Genomic DNA, 26,988 nt, shown 5'->3' with positions numbered 1-26,988 from the left:
CTTTGTGGAGTTTCTTGCGAAGATTTCTCCTTACGCCGAAATGACAAACTGTATCTTTTAATTTTTAATTATTAATTTTTAATTGTCAATTAACTAATATTTAAACTTCTTCAAACTATTTTCCAATTCATTCTTCGAACCGTTGAAAGGCGTCAAATAAAAACTGTAATCATAATTTCCAGATTTAATCTGATATTGTTCCAATGGCTGTGCAACAATTGTCCAGCTGTCGTTTCCTCCCACACCCATTTGGATTAAATCGATGTTTACCGTTAAAAATCCTGGATCTTTCAAATCGTACGTATGTCCTGATGCACTTAGGTTTTCTTGCGTATACGGCCATGCGCTCATGCTTAGAACTTTAGTGTCGTTTACTACTAAAAATCCATTGTTTTTTTGCGGAGTGCTTAATGCCATCCATCTAACATCACATCTGTTCCCGTTTTCCTGTGGTTTTGGATAATGTTCGATAAAATCATTTATTGGAAGCGAATATTTTCCAACAAATGAGCCAAAACTTCTGTCGCTGTAATTTTCCAGTTCGCCTTTTCCGTACCATGAAATCTGGTCGAAACTTCTTTTAACGCCCATTTGCATTCCGATTTTTGGAATGTTTGGCAGTTTGTCTGATGCTTTTAAACTGTAATCTACTTTTATAACTCCATTCTCATTGATTTTATAAGCAACTTGCACTTTCGCACTGTCTTTTATGATTTCATATTCACTTGTAATTACGGTACCATCAATTCCAATTCCCATTGTTGTACTTAAAACTTTTGGTTTTGCTTTATACCATTGTTTTAATAATTTTTGAGACTTCCAGCCTCTTTTATCATTATCAGTTAAAGGTCTAACAAAATTTGGCAGTAAAGGAGCAAAAACTTGTTCTTCTCCTTTAAAAACATACGAAGTCAAAGCTCCATTTTCTTTGCTGATTTTTACTTCAAAAGATTTTCCTTTAACTTGGAAATCAAAATCTGTTTCAGTTGTTTTATACGCTGAATCTTTTTCATTTCTAAAGTCAATTGATGCTTCTTTCTTTTTCAACACAAACTGATCTTCCGCGACAGCGTAACCTTTTGAAGCCCACAGTTCATCTTTTGAAAGCTGGAATTCTATATTTAAAATATATTCTGCATCGGCTTTCATTTTTGAAAGATAAGAACTGATATCTAAAGTTGTCGATTGTCCTGCTTCTACTTTTAATGGTTTTAAAATCTGAGTTTTGATTACGTTTCCATTTTCTAACACTTTTAAAACAGGAATATATCCTTCCAAAGATTTAACAGCCTGACGATTTTTAATTTCTAATTGATTTCCGTTTAAAGTTGAAATCGCAGGCTGGTACACCCATTTATTTTCAAAAATCGACCCTTTTGGTTTTCCATAAGAATCTACAATTCCTTTGGTATTAAAATTTCCGTCATGATATTTCTCTCCAAAATCTCCGCCATGCGCAAAATAATTTTGACCTGATCTCGAATCAAATTTCACGATTCCCTGATCTTTGAATTCCCAAATACAACCTCCAATAACTCTTGGAAGCGAACGGAATTCATCCCATAATTCTTTTAAATTTCCAACTGAATTTCCCATCGCATGAGAATATTCAACGAAAATAATTGGGCGAGTATCTTTCTTTTGATCTACTAAAAATTTTGGTGTGAAAACGCCCGGATAAAAACGGCTGACCATATCGACATAAGAGTCATCTTGCGGATTTTCGAATCTATAAGCATGATCGATTGTTTTTGGATATCTTGGATCAAGTGGATCAATATATCCGTCTAATTTAGCATTTCCTTGTGCTGGTTCGTAATGCACAGGACGTGTAATGTCAAAATCGTGAACCCAACCCGACATTGCTGAATGGTTTGGCCCTTTTCCGCCTTCGTTTCCTAAACTCCACATTACAACCGACGGATGGTTTTTATCTCTTTCGACCATTCGAATCATTCTTTCCATATAAGCGTTTGTCCAAAGCGGATCGTTGCTTAATTTACCGCCAATTCCGTGTGTTTCCTGATTGGCTTCGTCCATAACCATAATTCCGTATTGATCGCACAATTCATAAAAATAAGGATCGTTTGGATAATGGCTCGTACGTATAAAGTTGAAATTGAACTTTTTAATCGTGGTAATATCTTGTTTGATATCTTCTCTCGTAACGGCTTTTCCTCTTGTCGGATGATGATCGTGACGGTTTACACCATAAACATAGGTTTCTTTTCCGTTGATGAGCATTTTGCCATTTTCTTTCGAAAATTCAATAGAACGGAAACCTACTTTACAACTTTTGGCTTCGGTAACGTTTCCGTTTTTATCTTTTATCGAAATAACCATTGTATATAAATTCGGTTCTTCTGAACTCCATTTTTTCGGATCTTTAATGGTTTCCTGAAAGAACCCAAAACGAACATTGTCCAAACGAGGATAACTTTCGTTGATTAAATCAATTACAGGTCTCTGAAGCGGTTCTTTGAAAATAGCCGTATTATTGGCATCATACAACTGAACATTCATCGTATAATCTTTGATTTTTGCTCCAGTCAAATTCTCTACTTTTGGACGTAATTTGAAAATAGCATCTTTGTATTCTTTGTCTAATTTCGTTTGAACAAAGAAATCCTGAATTCTCAATTTTGGCTCGGCCATAATGAAAACTTCTCGCTGGATTCCGCTCATACGCCAATGATCCTGATCTTCTAAATAAGAACCATCTGTCCAACGAATTACACGAACTGAAACTACATTTTCTCCTGCTTTTAAGTAAGGCGTAATATCAAATTCTGATGGTAAAAAACTGTCTTCGCCATAACCTAAAAACTCTCCATTTAACCAAACTTCAAAACCTGAACTTATGGCTCCGAAATGTAAAGTCACAGTCATGTCTTTCCAGTTTTCTGGAACGGTAAAACTGCGTTGATAAGAACCAACTCCGTTATAATCCTTAGGAATATAAGGCGGATTTATTGGTCGAAACGGATAAACCGCGCTTTTATAAATGGGGTTATCATATCCTTTCATTTCCCAGTTGGAAGGCACTTCGATTTTATCCCATCCTGAAACAGCATTTTTATAGAAATCTTTAGACGCTTCTTTTAGGTTTACAGCATATTTAAAATCCCAATCGCCATTCAGCATTTGGATTCGGCTTTTGGTTCTGTCACCTTTTAATGCATCTTCTACACTTGCGTAAGAATAAGCAGTTGCTCTTGCTGGTTGTCTATTGATACTTGTAATCGTTGGGTCTTCCCACGGAGCAAACTGGTATTTTTTGTGAAGCTCTGGAACTCCTGCTGGTTCTCCTGTTACGGATTGGGCTTGTGTTGTGTAAGTTGTTAGAAATAAAATTACAGTCAAAAAGTCGAAAGTCGAAAGTCGAAAGTTGAAAAATTGCTGAATATGATTTTGTTTAAACATTATTTTATTTTTAGCTTTTTTGTCATTCCGACGAAGGAGGAATCTCCGTGCGATATTCAACAAAGATTGGTAGCTTTTCTGTGTGGAGCTACTTGTGGAGATTTCTCCTTCGTCGAAATGACAAAACTGTGTCTTTATTTATTTTTGAGTAATTAAACCTAACAGGTTTAAAATGTACTATATCTTAATTCTTTGTACTTTGTACTTAATTCTTCTTTTTCTTCTCTGGCGGCAGCACAAAATTCAATTTGCTTTTTCCTAAATCTTTTGAAGTTGCTATTGCGATTCCTCTTTGTTCTGCTTTATTAACCGCACAATAGAAATGATACACAACGCCATCGTGTTTTACCACAAATGATTTATGGGCAAACAAATCATCGTAGGGTTCAGACGATTTGATTAAATCGTCTCCTTTCCAATCGGTCCAGTTTACCAAATCATTCGAAACTGCGAAACGGTTAAATGCGCCTTGATTCCAACCCGTCCAGAAAGCTCCAAAATAGAACATTACCCAAGTATCATTAATTCGCTGAATGTAAGCGTCTCCTGAGATTCCTTTATGATGATTGATTAATGGTTTATCACCATAACGTTTCCATGTTTTCATGTCGTTTGAAACCGCCATCGCGATACGCTCTGCCCCTTTAGCAGGATTTAAACTATCTCCGCGGGCATTGTAGTACATGATAAAATTGTGTCCTGTTAATTTATCCTTATCACGAATCACACTGTTTTTGTACATCGTACTATTGTCCCACCATCTCGCATCTTTGTCTTTTGGCGTTAAAACCGGATTTTCTAATCTTTGAAATTCGTGCGGTTTTGTTGGTGCTTCTTTTGTATAAGCCATTCCGATTGATAAAACGCCTGCTTCGTATCCTTTACTGTCTCCGCCAAAATAACTCATCCAGTATTTGTCATCGTACTTTTCCCATTCGTAGCTTCCGCCCCAAGTCATGTCTTGTAACGAAATATATCCTGCTTTTTGGTTGACATCCCAATGTTTTTCATTTTCTGAGAAAGACATAACTTTTCCTAGATGTTTCCAGTCTAAAAGATTATCGCTTTCTGCCAGCCAGGTTTCATAACCTCTTCCGTCGTAAATTAAATACGTCATATACCATTTCCCGTCTTTTCTAAATACACTCGGACAATCCATTTTGTATGAGTTATCGGTAGGAACCATCACCAAACCGTATTTATAAGGCGTTTTGATTTCTTCGTAAATCTCCTGCATTACGCTTTCGGTAATTTCTCTTTTTTTGTATTTGGTTGCACAGCTGGTTAAGGCAAGTGCTGAAATGGTTAGGATTAGATACTTAATTTTCATTTTTGGCTTATGTTTTGTTTGCTTTTACTACGAAGGCATTATCCCGATATCTATCGGTACTAAGTTTGTTTTTTTTCTTTGCGATTTTGTGTCTTTGCGAGATTATTTTTAAGCTTAATTTTTAGCTCTCGCAAAGTCGCTAAAGCGCAAAGTTTTTTTATTTTTCTCTCGCAGATTTTGCAGATTTAGCTGATTCTTTTATCTTCTTAATCAAAAAAATCTTGCTTCTTGCTTCTTTCCTCTACCACGTCTATTACTTTTTCAATTCTTTTAACTTCGACTCCATTACGTCTTTATTCAGTTTGACTTTTACCATTCCCGTTGGATGAAATCTTCTTTTTAAATCGATCGCATTATACACTATTGTGTAAACGTCATTTCCTTCTGGGATTAGACATAATGGCGTTCTCATAATATCCCACCATTTATCGACTTTGGTTTCGATTGGTAAATAATGTGCTTCTGCCCAATTAATGCCGTCTGCTGATAATGAATACGCAATCATATTTGGTAAATGATGCCCCCAGCCGTCTGGTCCTCCGTCGAAAATTGCAATGTACATTCCGTTTGGCAACTGACTTACGATTGGATTTTCTACAAATAACGGATGCATGGTTTTAATTGGTTCCAAACCTTTATTCATTCTCAACCAAGGACCTTCTAAACTTTTGGATTCGGCTAAAGCCACAAACCAGCCTTTTCCCGATTTCTTTGGATAATCTGCCCATGAATTGAACGGATACGCACCGCTATAGAATCCGAAATATTTATCTCCAACTTGATATGGAAAAAACGAAGCAACGCCTTGACGACCTTCCCATGGTTGAGAATCTAATCCCGGTTCCATAATGATTCCCATATCTTTATAAGGACCACCGATTCCGTTGATTCCGTCAACAGTTGATTCGCAACGCCAAATTCTTCCGAATGAATGATTTGGTTCTATTTCTTTACTAACGGTGTAAGCCAAATAATAGCCGTACCATTTATTTGCTTTTTCATTAAAAACCGGCATGTACGACCAAATTGCGGCACGACGATCATTCATCGGATTATCGTCTTCCGTTACAGCGTAAGTTCCACTTGCTTGATAAATTGTAGATTCTCTTTTCCAATGAATGGCATCTTTACTTGTCCAATGTCCAATTTTGGTTTTTACACGATCGTAATAGTAATCAACACCTTTTTCTCCTGCTCTTTCGGTTGGAAACATATGATAAGTATCGCCGACTTTTACTACTCGTCCGCCTTCAAAACCACCTTGAATTCCTTCGGTTCCAGACATTCCTTCATCAATTACGGGTTTGTTTTCTCCACCAATAATTTCGAAAAGCGGTTTTTCATCTGAAAATCCTTCAACAATAAAAGTTGGATTCCAAAGTTTTCCGTCTGGGAAATTGGCGTTTCTTGGTTCTAGTTTTTCAGATGCTTTTATAACTCCTAAAAAAGCGAATAATCCTTTGCTTTTTAAATTAAATGATCCTTTTGAAAAAGACATTGCATAAACATCCGTAGATGGAAGACCTGTTATAGTAATTCCATTTTCAATAATCAACTTGGCATTTTCATTATCTTTAAATTGAAAATATTCCTCATTGTTTTTTTCTTTAAAAACCCCTATTAAAACTGTAACTGGTTCTTCAAACTTTAGCTTTAGGGATTCATTAGTTCCATTTTTATATGCTTCTAAAGGAAGTTCAATACCCGTTAAACCTTGCAATTCTGGAGCTAAACGAACAATATTGTGTTTGCTTCCTGAAAATACATGCGCGTATTGTGTGGTTTTGAACGTTTTGTATTTTGATTTTACAATTTCAAATGAGGCTGGTTTCCATGCTGTTGTTTGTGCTGTGGCTTGGATACAGACAGCAATTAGCATTAGGAAAGCAGTTTTTAATTTGAAGTTGTATTTTGTATTTTTTGAAAACATTGGTTTTTTATTTTTTTGTCATTGCGAGGAACGAAGCAATCACATTTGCTATATCAAACTTTACGCAATCATTAGTGAGGTTGCTTCGTTCCTCGCAATGACATGCTGGACGTAAAACTCACAAAGCCTTATAACTCACTTTATACTCTACATTCGGTTTTACAATCAATTGATATTTATTTTTTGCTAATTCTGTAATCGTTCCAGAATTTGTTTTTGGTTTTGATGCACTTTCAAAAATCAATTTTCCTTGTCCTTCGCCCGCTTTTACTTTGATTTCTTTGGTACTGCAATACACGGTAACTTCTCCGTTAGGTGTTGGCACTTTTCCTTCCATCCATTTTAAACCGCCTAAACTAGGTTTGATTTCGTATTCAGAATATCCCGGAGCAGTTGGTTTTACACCCAAATAATATTTCCCTAATAAGTAAATCGGACTTGCGCCCCAAGCGTGGCAAAGGCTTTTTCCGTATGGACGACCGTACATTGTTAAATGTTCTGTTCCTTTTTTATTTGGATTGTATTCTTCCCAGAAAGAGGTTGCGCCTTCATTCAGCATTCCACCCCAATAATCTTTCATTTCTTTTAAAACGTAATTCTGTTCACCCATTGCGCACAACGCTTCCAACTCATAAAAACGCATATATGGCGTTGTGATTTGGAGAACATCTTTATTCAGTAGTACTTTATTTTTTACGCTTTGTTTTTGTTCTTCATTAAAATAATTGAAGAAAATACCGAACATATTTGCGTATCTGGTTACAATATTTTGGATTTTACCATCGATACGCTGGTGTTTCATTACGTTTTCTTTTTTATCCCAAAACACATCAAATAATTTGGTTTTTAAATCAGTTCCTAATTTCTGATATTGTTTTTGGTCTTCGGTTTTTCCAGCAATTTCAGCACTTACTGCCATTGCTTCAAGGCTTCTTGCTAATAACATTTGCTCAAAACTAACTTCACCTGTTTTTGGCAATCCGTCTGCCCAATCAATGAAAACCCAATCGCCTTCTAATGGTTCAAGGAATCCGTTTTTGTTTCTTCTTTCTAAACAGAAATCCATAAGCGATTTCATTCTTGGATAAAAAGTTTTGATGAATTTCGTATCGCCTGTATGCAAGTAGTAATCGTAAACGCCTACAAACCAATACAGCGAATAATCCATTATAATGTTTACATGAGCCGTCACAGGATCTTTTCCACGAAGTGCTAACAGTGTTCTTTCTACCGAAGCCGAATCAAAGAACAAGTAATAATTCATTAAATAACTTTGATAAGCGTCTCCAGACCAAACCCAACGGTCGCGTTTGATTCCGTCTATAAAAAATTCGCGAGAAGTTAAATGCATCGTATAAGCCGACACATCCCAAATTTTATTTAATTGTTCGTCTGATGATTTAAATGCGCCACGATAGTCTAATGGCAGATATTCATAAAGCATCGAAATCGAATCGTATTTTACACCTGCATCTGCTTGAACCTGAACATAACGGAATGCTTTTGAACCATCATGCGTATAGGTTTCAGATTGTTTTCCATCGAAAGATAAATGATCTAAAGTTTCGCATTTCGCAGAATCCAACGCTTCTTCACGAGATTCACCATAATAAAGAGCAAGTTTTCCTTTTCCTTTTAAACCGTGAATTTTAATATAACCAAAAGTCTCTTTTCCAAAATCTACCAACTGACCAGCTCCTATTTTTTCTGTTTTTTTGGCGCTCAAAGGTTTCGTTGTTAGTTTGAATCCGGAAGGTTTACTTTCTGGCGAATTAAAATTCCAAGAACCAACTGGAACCCAAGGCGTACCCGATTGTTGTGCTTTTCCGGTTTCATCAATCCAAAGTTTATCTTCGTTAGTTACTTTCCAAGAGGCATCAGATTTAACATACTTTCCATTAATATAAATAGCTGGTAACACTTCCTGATTGTAAACTTTAAAGGAAATTTTGTGTTTTCCAGCAGGAACTGAAATTGATTTTGGCTGTCCGTAAATTTGAACGCCGTCTAAAAGTAATTGAAAAGGTCCTTCTGAGAAGATTTTCACTTCGTCTGGCTGTGGAATATCTACTTCTGTCTGAAAAGTGACCAAAGCATATGGACTGTAATATTGCCAAAGCGGAGGAAATACGGCTTCGCGTTCTGTGCGTCTTACCTGCATTTTATTGCTCAACCAAACTTCGAAATCTCCTGGGTACCAGATCCATGTCGCTTCTTTTGCTTTTTCTTGTGCCGATGATGGCAAACAAAAAATAAGGGCAACAAAAAGAAGTAAAGTCTTAAAAATGGAAAAGCGGTTTAGCATAGTTAGTGTATTTTGGGACTAAAGATAAGTGTTATCTTTACATTTGACAACCTGCACTATCCTGCTATTTCATAAAAAACAATACTTTTTGATAATTTTTTAAGGGAAAAATTACGGCTTATCACTTTTTTAGTACTAAAAAGAATGATGTTAGAATTTTTATGGGATGTGTATGAGGTGGATTCGCTATTGCGAAGACGCGGATGAAAACGGATTTTAATTATTTACGTATTTTTTGTCATTTCGACGAAGGAGAAATCCTCGCAAGTAATTCCGCAACGAAAGTCCAATCTTTGTCGAGCTACTCGTGGAGATTTCTCCTTCGTCGAAATGACAAGGATTGTGAGTGATTTTATACATATATGAGTTAAGCAATCATTCTATCAGATTCATTTTCATCTTCCAGAATATAATTAGAAGGCGTTTTTCCTAAATGCTTTTTAAACATATAAATAAAGGCGCTGGTATTTTCGTAACCCAGATTAAAAGCAATTTCTTTTATGGATTGCTTTTCACCCAAGCGTTTTATGGCTTCTAATAATTTTAAACGAGTACGCCAGTCGCTGAAATTCATTCCGAGTTCTTTGATGAATAAACGTGATAAAGTCCTACTACTCATAAACGAAAGTTCGGCGTAATAATCGATCGTGTTTTTGCTGGCAATATCTTCCATTATCAGTTCAACTACTTTTTGCAATCTTTCGTGATTGGTTGTTGGCAGGAAAGTCGCGCTTGGTTCTATTAAAGCCAATTCGTCCAGAAAAACTGATATGATTCTGTGTTGCGGAGGCGTTAAATTTCCTTCTACTCCAAAAGAAATAATTTTAAAAACCAATTGTTTTAAAAACATCGGAATATCAAATGAAAAACTTTTCTCTGGTAATCCTGCCATTGCAGACGGATCGATAAAAACGCTGTAGTAATTAACGTCTTTCTGAAAAGTAACCTGATGCTCTACTCCGCCCGGAAGCCATAAACCCTGCAACGGATTCACAACCCAAATATGATTTCCCACCACAACGTTCATTACGCCACGTGTAGCATAAATCAATTGACCTCTTGGGTGCGAGTGCGAAATACACATTTCGTTGGTTACCATTTCGGTATAACCAATAACAGGAATTGATGGATCTTCTCTGTATCCATGCTCCTGCGCCATTCTATATGTCCGAATCTGGTTATTCATTGTCCAAATATAGCAATTTTGACATTGTTATTTGTTTCAATTTTGTAAAAAATAATACAGCTGTTGTTTTTAAACCTAATTTAAGAATCAAAAAATACAACATGAACACTATCAAAGCAAATCCTGACATACTTAAAAAAACTACGTATTCGATACTTTTTATTATCAGTTTTTCTCATTTAGTCAATGACCTTTTACAGGCTGTAGTGCCGTCAATTTATCCGCTCTTGAAAGAAAACTTTAATTTGAGTTTCTCTCAAATCGGAATCATTACTTTTACCTACCAAATTGTAGCTTCTATCCTTCAGCCTTTTGTGGGAATGTATACCGACAAAAATTCTAAACCGTATTCACTGATTATTGGAATGTGTTTTACGATGGTCGGACTTTTTATGGTTTCAATCGCTTCTAACTTTATATACTTATTATTATCTGTAAGTTTAATCGGAATTGGGTCTTCAATTTTTCATCCTGAATCTTCTCGCGTGGCGCATTTGGCTTCGGGCGGAAAAAGAGGTCTAGCGCAATCCATCTTTCAATTGGGCGGAAATGCCGGAAGTGCGATTGGTCCTTTATTAGCAGCGTTTATTGTAATTCCACACGGACAAAGTTATGTGGCGTGGTTCTGTATTATTGCTTTGGTTGGCGTTTTTGCTTTGTACAAAATTGCCATTTGGTACACCGAACATTTGTCTGAGCGAAATGCAAATAAATCGGCTCATAAAATTGAAACGCATCATTTATCAAAAAACCGTGTAATTGCTTCTCTTGTAATTTTATTGGTTTTGATTTTTTCTAAATACTTCTACATGAGCAGTATTACGAGTTATTATACTTTCTTTTTGATTGATAAATTCCATATTTCGATTCAGCAGTCGCAAGTCTATTTATTCCTGTTCTCTGGAGCTGTTGCAGCAGGAACTTTAATCGGAGGTCCAGTTGGAGATCGTTTCGGACGTAAATATGTAATCTGGGTTTCTATTTTAGGCGTTGCTCCGTTTACTTTAATACTTCCTTATGTTTCTCTTTTCTGGGTTGGAACTTTATCTGTAATTATCGGATTGATTCTTTCTTCGGCTTTCTCTGCAATTTTAGTTTATGCAACTGAATTAATGCCTGGAAAAGTAGGACTTGTAGCGGGTCTTTTCTTCGGATTTGCTTTCGGAATGGGCGGATTAGGTTCTGCAGTTTTAGGAAAAATAGCCGATGCAACGAGTATAGAATATGTGTTTAAGATTTGTGCTTTCCTACCTTTAATTGGGGTTATTACTGGTTTCTTGCCGAATATTGAAGGGAGAAAAAAGGAATAAATTTAAGTTTTACAAAATAATAAATGCTCCAAATTATGGAGCATTTTTGCTTTTATAATAATTCTAACCTTTATACTGAGATTTGTATTTTTCTTTTTCTTGAGCAGTCATCTCTTTAAAGAATATTTCCTCATTATGTTTAACAGTATATTTTTTATCATTTGCTAAATTTAAATATCCTTCCATGGTATAAAAAACGGGAAACACCGATCTTTCTACTATTTTTTGGCTTTTTCCGTCCAATCCTTGTATTTCTTCATCAGAGAAGTAATAAACATTGAATTTAAAATTGTGGTTTTTATCCTCATCTACCACATCATCTATTAATCCAATTCTTGAACCTGGAAAAACTAAATCATTAACTTTTACTGCGATTGATTTTTCATCCACGCCAATATATGACGCATTTGTTCCGTCAGCGTGATCAACTATGACTTCTGTTCTGAATGTTGTTTGTCCTTTATCTGTTACAGGAAATTTTCTAATATCTGTAACCACGCCTCTTCTCATCGCACAAATCGTATCTTTTGTTTTAGAATAGATACCATAATTTTTCCAGATCTCAGGACTTACATTGTATCTAAAAGACTCATATACCTCTACATTTTTGTTTTCTTTAAATGGCAGATAATAAACTACAGAATTATCTACTTCTGGTTTTATAAGACCTTTTTTGTAACTATACGCATAAGAGCAATATATCTGTCTATCCTTATCAATAGGATACAATTTAAAAAGTGTACCAGAATTAGCAGTTATATTTAAATTATAAGTTTTTTTGAACGCAGAAATATCCTGTACATTAGTTACACTTTCTAAATCAAATTCAAGAAAATAATTTCCTGGAATAGATTTAATATAATTAAACTCAACACTATTGTCTTCTTTTTGAACGCGAGTGACATAAATTTTTTGATTCTGCGATGCAATCTTACTGATACTTACTGCAAAGAAGACTACAATTGCCAATATAGTTTTTGACATGATTATATTTTTATCGTTAAACATATTTTTAAACGATGCAAATATAATAAAAACACTACAAAAATATCTAAATTGTAATATTTTTACTACTTAACAATTTGCTGGAAATTTTATAAACTGTAATTCCCTCCTAAATTGGTGATTAGAATAACAAAAAACACCCTTTTCTTCTATAGCAAGGAATAAAAAAGCGCTTATTTCAGTAAATAAACGCTTTTCTATAGATAAATCTATAATGATTTATATCTCTAAGTAATCAAAAGAAATAATACTACATCTATCAAAATGCTTCAAATTCATTAAGTTAATTAATGTCCATTAAAAACCAAATACAAAACCAAAATCGTCAACCCTAGTAACCCAAACAAAAGCTTCACCTTTTTACTAGTTTTAGGAATATCCGTTTCGTCTGAAACATTCACTTCTGGATTTCTATCAGTTAAAGAAATGATAATCGCGCTGATCATTAAAACAGCAAAAATGTAAAATGAAATCAATAAAAAGTGAGGCCAAACTGGGTATTTATCCGCAGGGAAAATCCATAGATATAAAACCCCAACAAATAAACTAAAAGCCGAACCCCAAGAAAGCGTTGCATTTACAGCTTTTTTAGTAGTGCGTTTCCAGAAAACACTCAAAAGGAAAACAACAGATAACGAAGGCGCCAAGAAACCTAAAACCGCCTGAAAAATGTTGAATAAATTTTGTCCTTTGATATTGTCAATCGCAACAGCAATTAGAATCGCAAAAACACATCCAGCAGCAATCGTTAAACGACCAATTTTTATTTGATCCTGAATCGTCGCCGTCGGGTTGATTTTCTTTACGTAAATATCATTCGTAAAAACGGTGCTTAAAGCATTTAACGAAGAACCAATTGTTCCCACCAAAACCGCAATCATTACACAGATTACCAAACCGTTCATTCCGCTTGGGAAAAGGTTCGTAACCATGGTCATATAAGCTAAATCTGAGTTGCTTCCTAATTCCGGGTATAAGGCATAACACAAAATTCCAGGTAAAATAAACAACGGAAGCGCCATTACTTTCAACCATCCGATAAAGTTAACGCCAAGCTGTCCCTGTTCTAGGTTTTTTGCTCCTAAAACACTCTGCACCATCGATTGATCGGTACAGAAGAACGCCACTGCAGCAACAGGATATCCTAACAAAATAGCAGGCCAAGGATAACTTGCATCATCTGAAGGACGAACTAAATTCCAAAAGTTTGATGGCGTTTTTGCTGCTAAAGCTTCGATTCCGCCCACTTTCTGCAATCCTAAATACGAAAGCGTTAATGAAACTACAATCAGCAGAATCATCTGGAAAACATTGACTTTGGCAATTGCTTTTAATCCGCCAGCAAAAGTAAAAATTCCAGAGAAAATCACTAAAACCGTAACACTCTGCCACATCGGAATTCCTAAAATCTGACGTACTAAAACGCCTCCGCTGAATAATCCTAAAGACAACCAGCTCACTAATATTTTTACTAAAGCATACCAAGCCAAGATGTTCTGTGTACTGTCGCCATAACGTTTTCCCATATATTCGGGCATTGTACTTACTTTACTCGCAATATATCTTGGTGCAAAAACCATTGCCAATAGCAGTAAAAAGACAAAAGCGTACCATTCGAAATTTCCGGCTACAATTCCCGTTGCATAACCAATACTCGCAAAAGCCAATAATGACGAAGGTCCAACGTTGGTTCCCCACATATTAAACCCAATGCTGTACCAGTTTAGAGAATTTCCTGCCAGAAAAAGCGTTTCGTTTTTCTTTCTCTGCTTCATACTTACCACATATCCAATGACTAATAAAGCCACTAAATAACCCGCAACAATTACAAAATCGAGTGTGGTTAATTTATCGTAGATACTGTTCATAGTCCGTATTCGTTAAGAATATCGGCAATTTTAACCGGCATTCCAGTTTGCAGAGATTTGTCCATTGCTTGTAACAAAGCTACCGTTCCAATTCCTTCTTCCATGTTTGGATAGGCCTCAAAACCTTGCTCAATGCTATCCACAAAATATTCTAAGTAATTTTGATATTCTCCGCCATGATGACTTTGCCCCTCAAAACGGAAATAATATTTTATCGTGCTGTCGCCCCAAGTAATTACTTTTTCTTCACCAGTCTTGTCTGTAACCGCATAACGCAATTCGTGATAATCCGCCTGACTTGCACCTTCTGTAGCGCGCAGAATTGTACTCATTCCGCTGTCGCGTTGTGCTGGTTGAGTTGGTGAAGTATACACACCGCTTACACGTGCAATTCTTCCGTCAGTTGCTTTAAAGATAAAATGCATAGTGTCTTCATTCTTTAATCCTGCATTTTGTCCGTTGCTACTGATCATTCCGTAACCCATTACCTCCTGAATATTTGGAAGATACCATCTGATAAAATCTACAGGATGACTCAAACCTCCGTAGAGCCATTTAAACGACTGCAAAAGCGACCATTCTTTCTTTAAAAACCATCTGTGATCGGCGTGATATTGTGCTTCAATCGTAATTAAATCACCAATTAAACCTGCCTCATAATCCGCTCTTTGTCTTTTGGCTGGTTCGAAAAAACGCGAACTTTGTCCAATAAAAACTTTTTTTCCTGTTGATTTACTTAATTCCAATAATTCTTTTGCATCTGAAAGATCATCGATAAAAGGTTTTGTACAAACTACATGTTTTCCATGCAATAAAGCTTGTTTTACATGTTGTGCGTGAAGATGATCTGGCGTATAAATCGCGATAATATCAATTGAAGTATCGTTTAACAAATCGTCGTAATTGGTGGTGTACGAATGAAAATCGAATTCTTTTGCGCGCTGTTTACACAATTCTTCGTTTCGGTCGCATATTTTAACGAGTTCTAGTTTTGAACTTTCTATTGCAGCCGACATTGTGCTTCGTCCTTCTCCAAGTCCCAGAATGGCTATTTTTAACATTGGTTTTTATTTTAGGTTTTTGATAGTTTTTTTAGCCACGAATTCACGAATTATTTTTTGAAAATCTTTGTGATTATTTTTTCGAATAATTCGAATTAATATTCCGTTTAGATTGTAAAAAATAATTCGTGAATTCGTGGCTATTTCTCTTTTATTTCGTTTCTACTTTGTTTAAGAAAATCCAGGTTTCATCTGGTTTTGCGCCTTCAATTCCTGATTGGTATTTTTTCATTAAGGCATTCCAATCATCTACACGAGGATTATTTTGTGTTGTTTTCGGATTTAGTTTATCCAGATTTTCGCCTTTCGGAATACTAATTACCAAAATCAATTGTCTTTCGTTTTTAAAGACTTGCAATTGTTGGAAATCGGCATTACAGAAACCTTTCGCTACTTCTGGCCATTTTTCGAATTGTGTTTTGTGATAATCCACATATTCTTTTTGTAATTTTTCATCAGCAGGAAGATTTGCTGTTAAAATCACATTTTCCCAATCTGATGCTGGTTTTGAATCTTTACATCTTTCGAAGTTTTGAAAATCGTAAACCAAATCTTCATAGATTTTAATTTGTAATGTTGGAAAAGCGCCCGCCAGTTTTCGTTTTGTTCGTTCCGGCTGATTCATTTTTCCATAAATCACCAAATGATTTTTCCATTGGTACAATTCCTGACCAACGATTCTAAAACCTGTCAAAGTCGATTTGATTTTTTCGATATCAAAATCAGAACCTATTAATTCAATCGCATACGGTTTTGGCATTTCCTGCAATCCCCATTTTTCATCGATTACGACTTCTTTTTCTAAATCTTTATATGGCGCTCTGATTCCGGCAGCATCTTTAATTTTCGAACTTACATAAGGATCATTGTGCTCCCAAATATTCCCTTTTGGGCCGTTATGGTTTTTAAGGATTTTCTTTTCAGCAATCCAGTTATTTTTAATCGTAAAACCTTCACTTCCTTCATCTGTATATAAATACAGCCATAAAAACGGATCGTGTGCATACGGACTGTTGTAAACTTTGTCTATATAGTTTTCTTCTATTCGGCTGTTTGGCTGAGCCGAAAGCGTGTAAATTCCCGAAACATCATGCAAATGTTTTGCGTAATGGTGAATTTTATTCCCAAGAATTTTATTGTTCTGCATCACGTTTGGCGTGTGCGTCCAACCCCAACCCATTGCGATTCCAGAGTATGATACATCCGAAATTTCGTTGTGTTCAATTGTAATATTTCGAACAAAACCAGCACTGATTCCCAGAGTTCCCCAATCTTCATTGGTTACGTTTGTAATTAAATTATCGGCTATAACTTCATCAGAACACATTTCTCTTTCATCTTTTATGATTAAAGGCAAATGCGCTTCAAAAGCTTCCTCAGAGAAAATTCCAACATTAATAGCACTTCCGCCGATGTCTTTAAATAAATTTCCTTTTACAGTATTGTGATTTGTTCCTTTATTTAAATCTAAACCAGTCGAAGCCAAATGCTCAAAACGGCACGATTCAAACTGAATGTTATTCGCATAATTCACTTCTACGGCAGCCCGAGGCCTTCCAACCCAAGCCTGATTTTCTAAATTCGCCTGATTTGGCGTTCCCGGCTGTTTCAATTTATAGGCATCCAGCAAATACAAACCAGACTGCAACGGCACATGACCTTGTTGTGACGGACGAAGCCAGTTGCTGTACTGAAACGAAATTCCTTTAAATTGAAAATGACTTACAGGAGAATCGATTGTTCCTTTTACTTCCAAAAGATTTTCTAAAAACGGAGCAGTAATTTTAGCCGTAGTAATCTCTTCTCCAGCTCTTGGAATATAATAGATTTTAGCATTTTTCTTATCCAAATACCATTCTCCCGGTTCGTTTAAAAGTGAAAAAGCATTGTTTAAGAAATAAGCTGAATTTCCGTTATTTTTAGAAATCCACGGTGCTGGCCATGGATGCTCGCTTTGAATTCTACTTTCAGGTTCTTCAAACGAAAGTCTGGCGCTGTCTTTTTGAACTTCAATGTTTTTAATTCTAAGATTCGCATTCGACCACCATTGTACGATAAACATTTCCATTCCCGGTTCGAACTTTACCGATTTATCTTTAAATGGAATCCAGCAAGTCTGCGATTCATGATCCCAAGACAAGATTCTTTCCATTGATGTTCCAGCTGTATTTTTGGCTCTAACAGCCTTTTTATCGTTGACCCATAATTGTCTGAAATCAATTAACGTTCCTGCTTTTGTTGGTGCATCTGTCACCCAAAACGTCCCTTTTTTGCCGTTTAAAACACTAACTTTTTTCCAGTTTTTGATTTCAATTCCACCGCTTATGATTGGTTTTGCGTTTGCATCAGCTTCAATTGTTGTCGGGCTGTCGGCAGTTCCGGAATCTTCAGGGCGTACAAATAAAGGCTCGTTTAAATAATACGTTCCATTCATTACTATGATTCGGATTCCGTCCTTTATAGATGGATCTTTTAAACGGCGGAGTTCTCTGGCTTTTCGCATTGCCATGTGAACCGTAGCTAATGGATTTTCTTTAGTACCTGAATTTTTGTCGTTCCCTTTCGGGGAAATCCAAATTTCAGCCGCACTCATAGAAAACGAAACGCAGAGGATTAAAAAGAAGCTCAGGATTTTAGTAAATGAATTCAAACGCATTATTTAATATTTTGATTTTTTTTCTGGGTAAAAATTATAAGGCAATCAATTTTAAGCATGTATAATTTACAAATAAATGTATTTTTAACACTTTTACCAAATAATTTGTCCAATTTACTTGAACATAAAGTTATATGCATCCTGTACCCTCCTGTTTCGTTTGTTTCATAGCCACGAATTCACGAATTTTATTTTTAAAATCTTTGCGATTATTTATTCGAATTTATTCGAATAAATTCGAAATAATATTATTTAGATAAAGTTTTAAAAGAAAATTCGCGAATTCGTGGCTATCTTTTAAACTTTTTTAATAGATTTGTGTAATCGATTACATTTAAATTATTATTATTTATGTGAGAAGTAATTTTTCACATCTATAAAAATAACACCAAAAAATTACTAACAATGAAAACCAACCGATTAAATCTTTTTTCTATTGCAATGGCAATTATGCTTTGTTTGAGTTCGAAAAATGCTAATGCTCAAAACACATCTTATGATACTTATGCAAATGTCGAATTCAAAATGCCAAAAGTTAACGAACCTGTAATTCCTGCTAATTCAGTTAATCTAAAAGACTTTGGAGCGGTAAACGGCGGTTATGTTTTGAATACAAAAGCTTTTGCTGATGCGATTAATGCACTTTCTAAAAAAGGTGGAGGAAAATTAATTATCCCACCCGGAATCTGGCTGACTGGTCCAATCATTCTAAAAAGCAATATTGAATTGCATGCTGAAACTGGAGCTTTGATTAAATTCTCTACCGATAAATCTTTATATCCAATTATAGAAACGAGCTTTGAAGGTTTAAATACATGGCGATGCATCTCTCCTATCTATGGCAAAAACTTAGAGAATATCGCTTTTACTGGAAATGGCGTTTGGGACGGTTCTGGTGAAGTTTGGAGACAAGTTAAAAAGAGTAAATTGACAGATGAACAATGGAAGAAATTTGTAGCTTCTGGCGGGGTTTTAAATGAAAAGAAAGACAGCTGGTACCCTTCTGAACAATATTTAAAAGGGGCTAAAGGCGCCGACCAGAACATTCGTCTTGACTTAAAAACAAAAGAAGATTTTGAAGCCATTCATGATTTTTTACGCCCAGTTTTGGTTAGTATTCAAAATAGTAAAAGAGTGATGTTTGACGGACCAGTTTTCCAAAATTCTCCAGCATGGAATATTCACCCGTTATTAATTGAAGATTTAATTGTTAGAAATATTACAGTTCGTAATCCGTGGTTTTCTCAAAATGGCGACGGACTTGACGTAGAATCTTGTAAAAATGTAGTGATTGAAAACTCAAGTTTTGATGTGGGTGACGATGCGATTTGTATTAAATCAGGTAAAGATAAAGACGGACGCGACAGAGGTGTTCCGTGCGAAAATATTATTGTAAAAAACAATATCGTATATCATGGTCACGGCGGTGTAACGGTTGGAAGTGAAATGTCTGGCGGTGTAAAAAACCTGCATGTTTCTAACTGTACCTTTATGGGAACCGATGTCGGTCTTCGTTTTAAAAGTACTCGCGGACGTGGCGGTGTTGTGGAAAACATTTATATCTCAGACGTTTTTATGACTGATATTCCGTCTCAAGCAATTTCATTCGATTTATACTATGGCGGAAAATCTATAGCTGAAACTTTGGCTGAAGGTGGAAATACGGTAAGTACAAAAGCGATTCCAGTAAATGAAGAAACGCCTCAGTTTAAAAATATCATAATCAAAAATATTACAATTAAAGGAGCTCAACAGGCCGTATTTTTACAAGGTCTTCCTGAAATGAATTTAGAAAATATTGAAATCACAAACTTCATTGCTAAAGCACAAAAAGGATTTTCTATAATTGACGGTAACGGAATTAAAATCAGCAACGCAAAATTGGATATCGAAGCTAAAAATGCATTCGAAATTTACAATACTAAAAATCTTTCGCTGAAAAATATCGAGTTTAACCCTTCTTCATCAAATGCGATTACAATTAATGGTGAAGCGAGTAAGAATATTGATTTGAGCGGTTCTTCTGCTAATTTTTCTAAGACGACTACTATCGATAAAAATGTGCCTAAGAAAGCTGTTAAATTCTAAAAACGAGATTCTATGTTCAATTCCATAAACAGCTCGAAATTATTGGCATCTGCGTTTTGTGTTTTTTCATTTTTATGCTCTAATGCGCAATCAAATAGTGAAATCAGCACAAAACCTTTTACTGATGGCACGAATCATTGGTACTTTATAAAAGACAAAACCAATATTATAAATCCAGTGCCGAATCAGCCGAAATATGCTGAAACAGATTATACGAAAATCGCCGATAATATTCTGTATTTCCAACGCGACAATGGCGGGTGGCCAAAGAATTATGACATGAAAGCTATTTTGACTCCACAGCAGATTGATAGTGTAGTCAAAACGAAATATATTGAACATACTACTTTTGATAATGAAACGACTTATACTCATATTCATTATCTCGCACAGGTTTATACGCTTACAAAAGATCCAAAATACAAAGATGGATGCTTGCGTGGCATTAATTTCACCATAAAAGCACAATATCCAAATGGAGGCTGGCCACAATATTTTCCTTTAGAAAAAGGTTATAGCAGACACATTACTTTTAATGATGGGGCATATATGGGAATTATGAATCTTTTAAAAAAGATTGTAAACAATGATCCTGATTATGCTTTTATTGACGCTAAAACCCGAAAAAAAGTAGCCAATGCTTACCAAAAAGGATTGGATTGTATTTTGAAAATGCAAATTAAAGACAATGGGAAATTGACTGCTTGGTGCCAGCAACACGACGAAATAACTCTTGAACCTGCATGGGCACGTAAATTTGAACCGCCAAGCATCTGCAATGCCGAAAGTGTTGATGTAGTTTTGTTTTTAATGGATATTGATAATCCAGATGCAAAAATTATTAATGCGGTACAAGGTGCTATAAAATGGTTTCAGGATTCTAAAATCTATAATACCAGAGTTGAAAGTTTTGCTGCTGAAGAAATGGAATCCAAATACAAGAAAATCAAAAATGACGTAAGAGTCGTGCACGATACAACTGCTCCACCTATTTGGACTCGTTATTATGAACTTAAAACACATCGCCCTTTATTCTCTGATCGCGACAGTGAGTTTTTATATTCTTTAGCCGAAGTAAGCCGTGAAAGAAGAACGGGTTATGCTTGGTACACCGATAAACCTGAAAAGGCTCTGAAGAAATATCCTGAATGGCAGAAGAAATGGGCTCCGGAAAATAATGTTTTGAAATAATTTTTTCGCCACGAATTCACAAATTAAAAAATATTGAATTTGCGAAAATTCTTTGAGAAAATATTTAGCCACAGAATAAAAGGATTTTCGCAGATTTTTTAATCATTTTAATCCTTTAATCTGTGGCTAAAAATCTATTTATAGGTTATAAAATACATTCGCATTCTCAAACCAAATCTTATTCTGATCTTCAACAGAAAACTTCGAAATATAATCTTCCAAAGTTTTTACCACTTCATTATAATCTGAAGCAACATTAAGAACCGGCCAGTCTGAACCGTACATTAATTTATCAACTGAAAAGTTCTCAAAAATTACATCTAAATACGGTTTTAAATCTTCAGGTTTCCAGTTTTTCCAATCGGCTTCTGTGACCATTCCTGAGATTTTACACCAAACGTTATCGTATTTCGTAATTTCTTCGATTCCTTTTTTCCAGCTTTCAATGCTTCCTGATTTGATGTCTGGTTTTGCAATATGATCGATTACAAACTTTTGATTGGGAAAATCTTTTGCCAAACTTATTGCAGCTGGTAATTGACGTTCGAAAATCAATATATCATAAGTATAATTAAATGCTTTTAAAGTTGCAATTCCTCTTCTAAATTCTGCTCCATCCATAAAATCATCAGCTTCGCCTTGAACCACATGCCTAAAACCTTTCAGTTTTTTTTGATTTGAGAAGAAATTCAAACGTTCGCTGATATTCTCATTTCGTAAGTCGATCCAGCCGACAACTCCTTTTATGAAATCATTTTTAGAAGCTAAATCCAATAAAAAATGAGTTTCATCTTCTGACTGGCTTGCTTGAACAGCAACACAACCTTCAAACTGATTTGATTTTAATAATGGCTGTAAATCTTCAGGAAGAAAATCTCTTTGGATATTCTGCATGGTTTCGTCGATCCAGCTGTCTCGAACGGGATCAAACTTCCAAAAATGCTGATGGGAATCTATTCTTTTACTCATATCTTTTTAATTAACATCGCTGATTAATGCACGATCTAAATGTACGTAGCCTCCATCAACAAAAACAAATTGTCCCGTAGTATGCGATGATTTTTCTGAAATGACAAAAAGAGCCGTATCTGCAATTTCTTCGGTTTTAGTCATACGACTTTCTAAAGGAATCGTTTTACTAATTTTTTTCAAGACCGCCTCTCCATCTGGCAATATTTTAATCCAATCTTCGTAGGCTGGCGTATAACTTTCAGCAATAATAATGGCATTTGAACGGATTCCATACTGAATCAAATCTACTGCCCATTCTCTTGTTAGGCCCAAAACTCCACCTTTCGCAGCAGCGTAACCAGAAGTTCCGCCCTGGCCTGTTAAAGCCACTTTTGAACCAATATTTAAGATATTTCCTCTTGATTCTTTTAAATATGGAAGTGAATATTTAGCTAAAAGAAAATAACTTACTACATTCAATTTCAATGAATCCATAAATTCCTCGTAAGAAGCGTCTAATCCTGCACCGTCATTCACTCCAACATTATTGATAATAGCATCAATTCTTCCGTATTTAGCTCCGATTACTTTTACCGCATTTTCTATCGCAACAGGATCTGTTACATCAGTTTGTACAAATAGTGAATTAACACCTCTTTTTTGAAGTCTTTCTACGTATTCGAAACCTCTTGCATTTCTGTCAACCAAAACCGGGATTGCTCCTTCATCTGCTAATCTGTTTACAATCGTTTCTCCGATACTGCCTTCTTTTCCAGCCGAGCCGGAAACAACAACTATTTTATTTTTTAAGTTTAAATCCATTTTTGTGGGTATTTAAATTTATATTTTTCCTCATTTTTGTCATTTCGACGAAGGAGAAATCTTCGCAAGAAATTCAACAAATATTGGCGAATTTCTTGACGGAGCTACTCGTGGAGATTTCTCCTTCGTCGAAATGACAAACAGTACTTTACAATATACTCTTAGTCTATTTCAATCAGCGCCTTAATCACATTATTCTTCGGGTCAATCAACTTACCAAAATCAGTAATCATTTCAGCAAAACTGGTTCTGTGCGTGATGTATTTCTTCGGATCTATTTTTCCTTCTTTTAGGCATTTCATTACATATTCGAAATCTTCAATTGTAGCATTTCGGCTGCTCATTAAAGTAGATTCTCTTTTGTGGAAATCTGGATGACTGAAACTTAATTCGCCTTTTTGAAGTCCGACCAAAACAAATCTTCCGCCGTGTGAAATATAATTAAAAGCGCTGTTCATCACTTTCTGGTTTCCAGTTGCATCAATTACTACATTTGCCATATCACCGTTTGTCAATTCAGCTAATTTTTGCGCAACATCATCATTCAACGGATTAATCGTTTCGTCTGCATTTAATTCTGTTTTACAGAAGTTTAATCTGTAATTGTTGATATCCATTACTATCACTTTTGCACCGGCAATTTTAGCAAACTGAATTAATCCAATTCCTATTGGCCCTGCTCCCATTACCAAAACAGTGTCTGTTGGTTTTACAGCTGCTCTTCTAACTCCATGTGCCGCAATTGCCAAAGGTTCAACCAAAGCCAATTCATCATAATCTAAGCCTTGACCATGCAATAAATATTGTTCTGGAATAGAAACATATTCTGCCATTCCTCCATCAATATGAACTCCGAAAACTTTAATATTTACACAGCAGTTTGTTAAACCATTTCTACAGGCAACACATTTTCCGCAGTTAAAATAAGGAATAAAGGTTACTTTATCACCAGGTTTAAAACCTGCTGCATTTCCCTTTACATACTCAGCCGCCAATTCGTGACCTAAAATTCTTGGATATTCAAAATACGGCTGAGTACCGCCAAAAGCATGAATATCAGTTCCACAGATACCGATTCTTTTAATTTTCAATAAAACTTCTCCTTCTTTTGGTTCTGGAATATTGGTTTCTTTTAGTAAAAATTCCTGGGGTTTTTCGCAAACAATATATTTCATTAGTTAATTAGTTTTCATTGTAAAAAAATAAATGTAAAAATTACAATTACAAAAATACTTTTTAAAAATTAATATCCGAGATATATTTTTTATTTCCGTTAATGAAAATGACTAAACTTTAAATTTTTATAACATTTTTTAAATGGTTTGTAAAAATTATATCACTAATTATCCATTTCTGTAAAAAAGATTTCTTAAAAAGAAAGGATTTCTTGTTCATTTCAATCTTATTTCTACTTTTGTAATTGTAAATTTTACATTTATTATTTCAATCGATTTCACTATCCAAAATTCCTATACAAAAATGATAAAACTAAAAGGCATAACTTGGAACCATACAAGAGGTTTGCTTCCTATGGTTGCCACATCGCAGCGTTTTACAGAACTACATCCCGATGTTGAAATTTCTTGGGAAAAGAGAAGCTTACAAGAATTTGCAGATGCCTCTATTGAAGATTTAGCCAAAAGATTCGATTTACTGGTTATCGATCATCCTTGGACAGGTTTTGGAGCGCAGACCAAAGCGATTCTTCCGTTATCTGATTATTTATCAAACGAATATATTAAAGATCAAGAAAATAATACTGTTGGAAAATCATACGGAAGTTATGTTTTTCATGACAAATTGTGGGCGTTGCCAATTGATGCAGCGACTCCGGTTGCCTCTGCCCGATTGGATCTTTTAGAAAAAAATAATTTAGAAGTTCCTAAAACGTACGATGATTTATTAGCATTGGCTAAAAAAGGTTTAGTCGCTTTTGCTGGAATTCCTGTAGATGTTTTAATGAGTTTTTACATGTTCTGCTGTAGTTTGGGTGAAGCTCCTTTTCTTTCTGAAGAAAAAGTGATTTCTGAAACTACTGGAATCAAAGCGCTTCAAATGTTTAGAGAATTGGCTCAATTAATTGATCCTGCTAACTTTAATAGAAATCCTATACAAGTTTACGAAGTAATGGTCAGCTCAGACGAAATTGCCTATTGTCCTTTCGCTTATGGTTATTCTAACTATTCGCGCATTGGCTACAGCCAAAACCTTTTACATTTTTATGATTTAGTAAAACTGAATGATAATCCAATGATTTCGTCTTTAGGCGGAACTGGTTTGGCTGTTTCTTCATTCAGCGAACATATCGAAACTGCCATAAAATATGCTGAATTTACGTGTTCAGCACAAGTGCAGCAGAATATTTATACTGACAATGGTGGTCAGCCAGGGCATTTGCAAGCTTGGAAAAGCGACAGAATTAATGGCGTGACACATGATTATTTCAAAAATACACTTCCTGCTTTAGAACGCGCTTTCCTTCGCCCAAGATATTACGGACATATGTATTTCCAAGATCACGCAGGAGATGTGGTACGCAATTATTTGATGAATGGCGAAGACGAATTAAAAGTTTTGGAAGAAATGAATTCGCTTTACGCGGAATCTCTAAAAATCCAGACCATATGAGACCTTTAGAAGGATTAATTGTTCTGGAATTCTGCCAGTTTTTAGCAGGACCTTCGGCGGGTTTAAAGCTAGCCGACTTGGGCGCACGCGTTATCAAAATCGAACGTCCTATAAAAGGAGAAGCCTGCAGACAATTGAGCATCAAAGATTTATTTGTAGACGATAGCAGTTTACTTTTTCATACCATTAATAGAAACAAAGAATCTTTTGCTGCCGATTTAAAAAATCCCGACGATTTGGTTTTAATCAAAAAACTAATCGAAAAGGCTGATATTATGACGCATAATTTCAGACCTGGTGTGATGGAAAAAATCGGTTTAGATTTTGAAAATACGCTTTCTATTAATCCGCAGATTATTTACGGAACCATTACGGGTTACGGAAATGAAGGTCCGTGGGCCAAAAAACCGGGACAAGATTTATTATTGCAATCGCTTTCTGGATTAAGCTGGCTAAGCGGACGCAAAAGTCAAGGTCCAGTTCCTTTTGGTTTGGCTGTAGCCGATTTAATGTGCGGGAATCATTTTGTACAAGGAATTTTAGCAGCACTTTTAAAAAGAGCTAAAACCAAAAAAGGAGTTTTGGTAGAAGTCAGTTTATTAGAATCTATTCTCGATGTACAATTTGAAGCGATAACTTCTTTCTTAAACGATGGCGGTCAGTTACCTGAACGTGGCGATATAAAAGGAAGCGCACATGCTTTTTTAAGCGCTCCTTATGGAGTTTATCCAACACAAGATGGTTATTTATCATTGGCAATGGGCGATTTAATTTTCATTGGAAAAACTTTGGGATTGGATTTAAATGCTTTCGCGGATAAACATCTTTGGTTTGAAAAAAGAGATGAAATCAGAACGATTTTGAGCGAAAGAATTCAAACCCAGACTTCTAATTATTGGATTGATATTTTACAGAAAGAAGGTATCTGGTGCGGAAAAGTTTTCAACTACGAAGAATTAGACAATCAGCCTTTTGTGAATGAATTACAGCTGAAACAAACGGTGAAAAATACCGAAGGCGAAACAATGGTAACAACCAGAAGTCCAATTCAATTGGATGGTGAAATTTTGTTAAGTGAAAAAGCCGCTCCAAAAGTAGGACAAGATAATTTGAATATACATAATGAGTTTATTCGGTAAACTGTTGAATCGTTTATTTGTTTAATCGTTTAATCGTACTAAACAAATCAACGAATTAACAAATAAACAAATACAACGATTAAACAATAAAACGG

At 35.4% G+C, this 26,988-nt stretch carries 17 protein-coding genes; 5 read left to right on the top strand and 12 right to left on the bottom strand.

What is annotated here, in order from left to right; all coding sequences use genetic code 11:
- Positions 1 to 93 precede the first annotated feature (93 nt).
- From DMB71_RS14595 to DMB71_RS14575, 5 genes are all read right to left on the bottom strand, one after another.
- Positions 94 to 3,423, bottom strand: a complete 3,330-nt coding sequence (locus tag DMB71_RS14595) for a glycoside hydrolase family 2 TIM barrel-domain containing protein (protein WP_111367279.1) — start codon at positions 3,421 to 3,423, stop codon at positions 94 to 96.
- 205 nt (positions 3,424 to 3,628) lie between these two features.
- Positions 3,629 to 4,753, bottom strand: coding sequence for a glycoside hydrolase family protein (locus DMB71_RS14590; protein WP_111367277.1), 1,125 nt, complete (start codon positions 4,751 to 4,753; stop codon positions 3,629 to 3,631).
- Between the two features lie 253 nt (positions 4,754 to 5,006).
- Positions 5,007 to 6,683 carry a glycoside hydrolase family protein gene (locus tag DMB71_RS14585; protein ID WP_111367275.1) on the bottom strand — a complete coding sequence of 559 codons (1,677 nt, stop codon included), beginning with the start codon at positions 6,681 to 6,683 and terminating at the stop codon, positions 5,007 to 5,009.
- A 118-nt stretch (positions 6,684 to 6,801) separates the two neighbouring features.
- Positions 6,802 to 8,988: an alpha-L-rhamnosidase-related protein gene (locus tag DMB71_RS14580; RefSeq protein WP_111367274.1), complete on the bottom strand. Its 2,187-nt coding sequence runs from the start codon at positions 8,986 to 8,988 to the stop codon at positions 6,802 to 6,804.
- Positions 8,989 to 9,355: 367 nt separating this feature from the next.
- Positions 9,356 to 10,147 carry an AraC family transcriptional regulator gene (locus DMB71_RS14575; protein WP_111367272.1) on the bottom strand — a complete coding sequence of 264 codons (792 nt, stop codon included), beginning with the start codon at positions 10,145 to 10,147 and terminating at the stop codon, positions 9,356 to 9,358.
- Positions 10,148 to 10,275: 128 nt separating this feature from the next.
- On the opposite strand from DMB71_RS14575, the gene DMB71_RS14570 reads away from it, so the two are divergent.
- A complete protein-coding gene (locus tag DMB71_RS14570) occupies positions 10,276 to 11,484 on the top strand; it encodes an MFS transporter (RefSeq protein ID WP_111367424.1) in 1,209 nt (402 codons plus the stop codon).
- A 63-nt stretch (positions 11,485 to 11,547) separates the two neighbouring features.
- Here the strand turns inward: DMB71_RS14570 and DMB71_RS14565 are convergent, their stop codons facing one another.
- From DMB71_RS14565 to DMB71_RS14550, 4 genes are all read right to left on the bottom strand, one after another.
- Positions 11,548 to 12,468, bottom strand: coding sequence for a hypothetical protein (locus DMB71_RS14565; protein WP_162614829.1), 921 nt, complete (start codon positions 12,466 to 12,468; stop codon positions 11,548 to 11,550).
- Positions 12,469 to 12,776: 308 nt separating this feature from the next.
- Positions 12,777 to 14,357 (bottom strand): sodium:solute symporter, encoded by a 1,581-nt coding sequence (locus DMB71_RS14560; RefSeq protein ID WP_111367269.1) that lies wholly within the window; start codon positions 14,355 to 14,357, stop codon positions 12,777 to 12,779.
- The gene (locus DMB71_RS14555) at positions 14,354 to 15,418 is read right to left on the bottom strand and encodes a Gfo/Idh/MocA family protein (RefSeq protein WP_111367267.1); all 1,065 of its coding nucleotides are present in this window, start codon (positions 15,416 to 15,418) and stop codon (positions 14,354 to 14,356) included. Before DMB71_RS14555 ends, DMB71_RS14560 begins: the two co-directional genes overlap by 4 nt.
- A gap of 151 nt (positions 15,419 to 15,569) precedes the next feature.
- Positions 15,570 to 18,074: a right-handed parallel beta-helix repeat-containing protein gene (locus tag DMB71_RS14550; protein ID WP_111367266.1), complete on the bottom strand. Its 2,505-nt coding sequence runs from the start codon at positions 18,072 to 18,074 to the stop codon at positions 15,570 to 15,572.
- Between the two features lie 405 nt (positions 18,075 to 18,479).
- On the opposite strand from DMB71_RS14550, the gene DMB71_RS14540 reads away from it, so the two are divergent.
- Entirely contained in the window at positions 18,480 to 20,162 is a 1,683-nt protein-coding gene (locus DMB71_RS14540) for a glycoside hydrolase family 28 protein (protein ID WP_111367264.1), read from the top strand.
- A 12-nt stretch (positions 20,163 to 20,174) separates the two neighbouring features.
- Positions 20,175 to 21,353 carry a pectate lyase gene (pelA, locus tag DMB71_RS14535; RefSeq protein WP_111367263.1) on the top strand — a complete coding sequence of 393 codons (1,179 nt, stop codon included), beginning with the start codon at positions 20,175 to 20,177 and terminating at the stop codon, positions 21,351 to 21,353.
- A 138-nt stretch (positions 21,354 to 21,491) separates the two neighbouring features.
- Here pelA and DMB71_RS14530 read toward each other — a convergent pair whose 3' ends face one another.
- The 3 genes from DMB71_RS14530 to DMB71_RS14520 all read right to left on the bottom strand — a co-directional run bounded on the left by DMB71_RS14530 (position 21,492) and on the right by DMB71_RS14520 (position 24,301).
- Positions 21,492 to 22,322, bottom strand: coding sequence for an amidohydrolase family protein (locus tag DMB71_RS14530; RefSeq protein ID WP_111367261.1), 831 nt, complete (start codon positions 22,320 to 22,322; stop codon positions 21,492 to 21,494).
- 6 nt (positions 22,323 to 22,328) lie between these two features.
- The gene (locus DMB71_RS14525) at positions 22,329 to 23,126 is read right to left on the bottom strand and encodes an SDR family oxidoreductase (RefSeq protein ID WP_111367259.1); all 798 of its coding nucleotides are present in this window, start codon (positions 23,124 to 23,126) and stop codon (positions 22,329 to 22,331) included.
- Positions 23,127 to 23,287: 161 nt separating this feature from the next.
- On the bottom strand, positions 23,288 to 24,301 hold the full coding sequence (locus DMB71_RS14520; RefSeq protein WP_111367257.1) for a zinc-binding alcohol dehydrogenase family protein: 1,014 nt from the start codon (positions 24,299 to 24,301) through the stop codon (positions 23,288 to 23,290).
- 304 nt (positions 24,302 to 24,605) lie between these two features.
- On the opposite strand from DMB71_RS14520, the gene DMB71_RS14515 reads away from it, so the two are divergent.
- Positions 24,606 to 25,754 carry an ABC transporter substrate-binding protein gene (locus tag DMB71_RS14515; protein WP_111367256.1) on the top strand — a complete coding sequence of 383 codons (1,149 nt, stop codon included), beginning with the start codon at positions 24,606 to 24,608 and terminating at the stop codon, positions 25,752 to 25,754.
- Entirely contained in the window at positions 25,751 to 26,893 is a 1,143-nt protein-coding gene (locus DMB71_RS14510) for a CaiB/BaiF CoA transferase family protein (RefSeq protein WP_111367254.1), read from the top strand. The genes DMB71_RS14515 and DMB71_RS14510 overlap by 4 nt, the downstream gene beginning before the upstream one ends.
- The last annotated feature ends 95 nt before the right edge of the window (positions 26,894 to 26,988 follow it).

Origin of the sequence: Flavobacterium tistrianum, from assembly GCF_003254545.1 — a bacterium.
Classification (GTDB): Bacteria; Bacteroidota; Bacteroidia; order Flavobacteriales; family Flavobacteriaceae; genus Flavobacterium; species Flavobacterium tistrianum.
The sequence above is the reverse complement of the archived record's forward strand: the minus strand, read 5'-3'. Positions and strand labels throughout refer to the sequence as shown.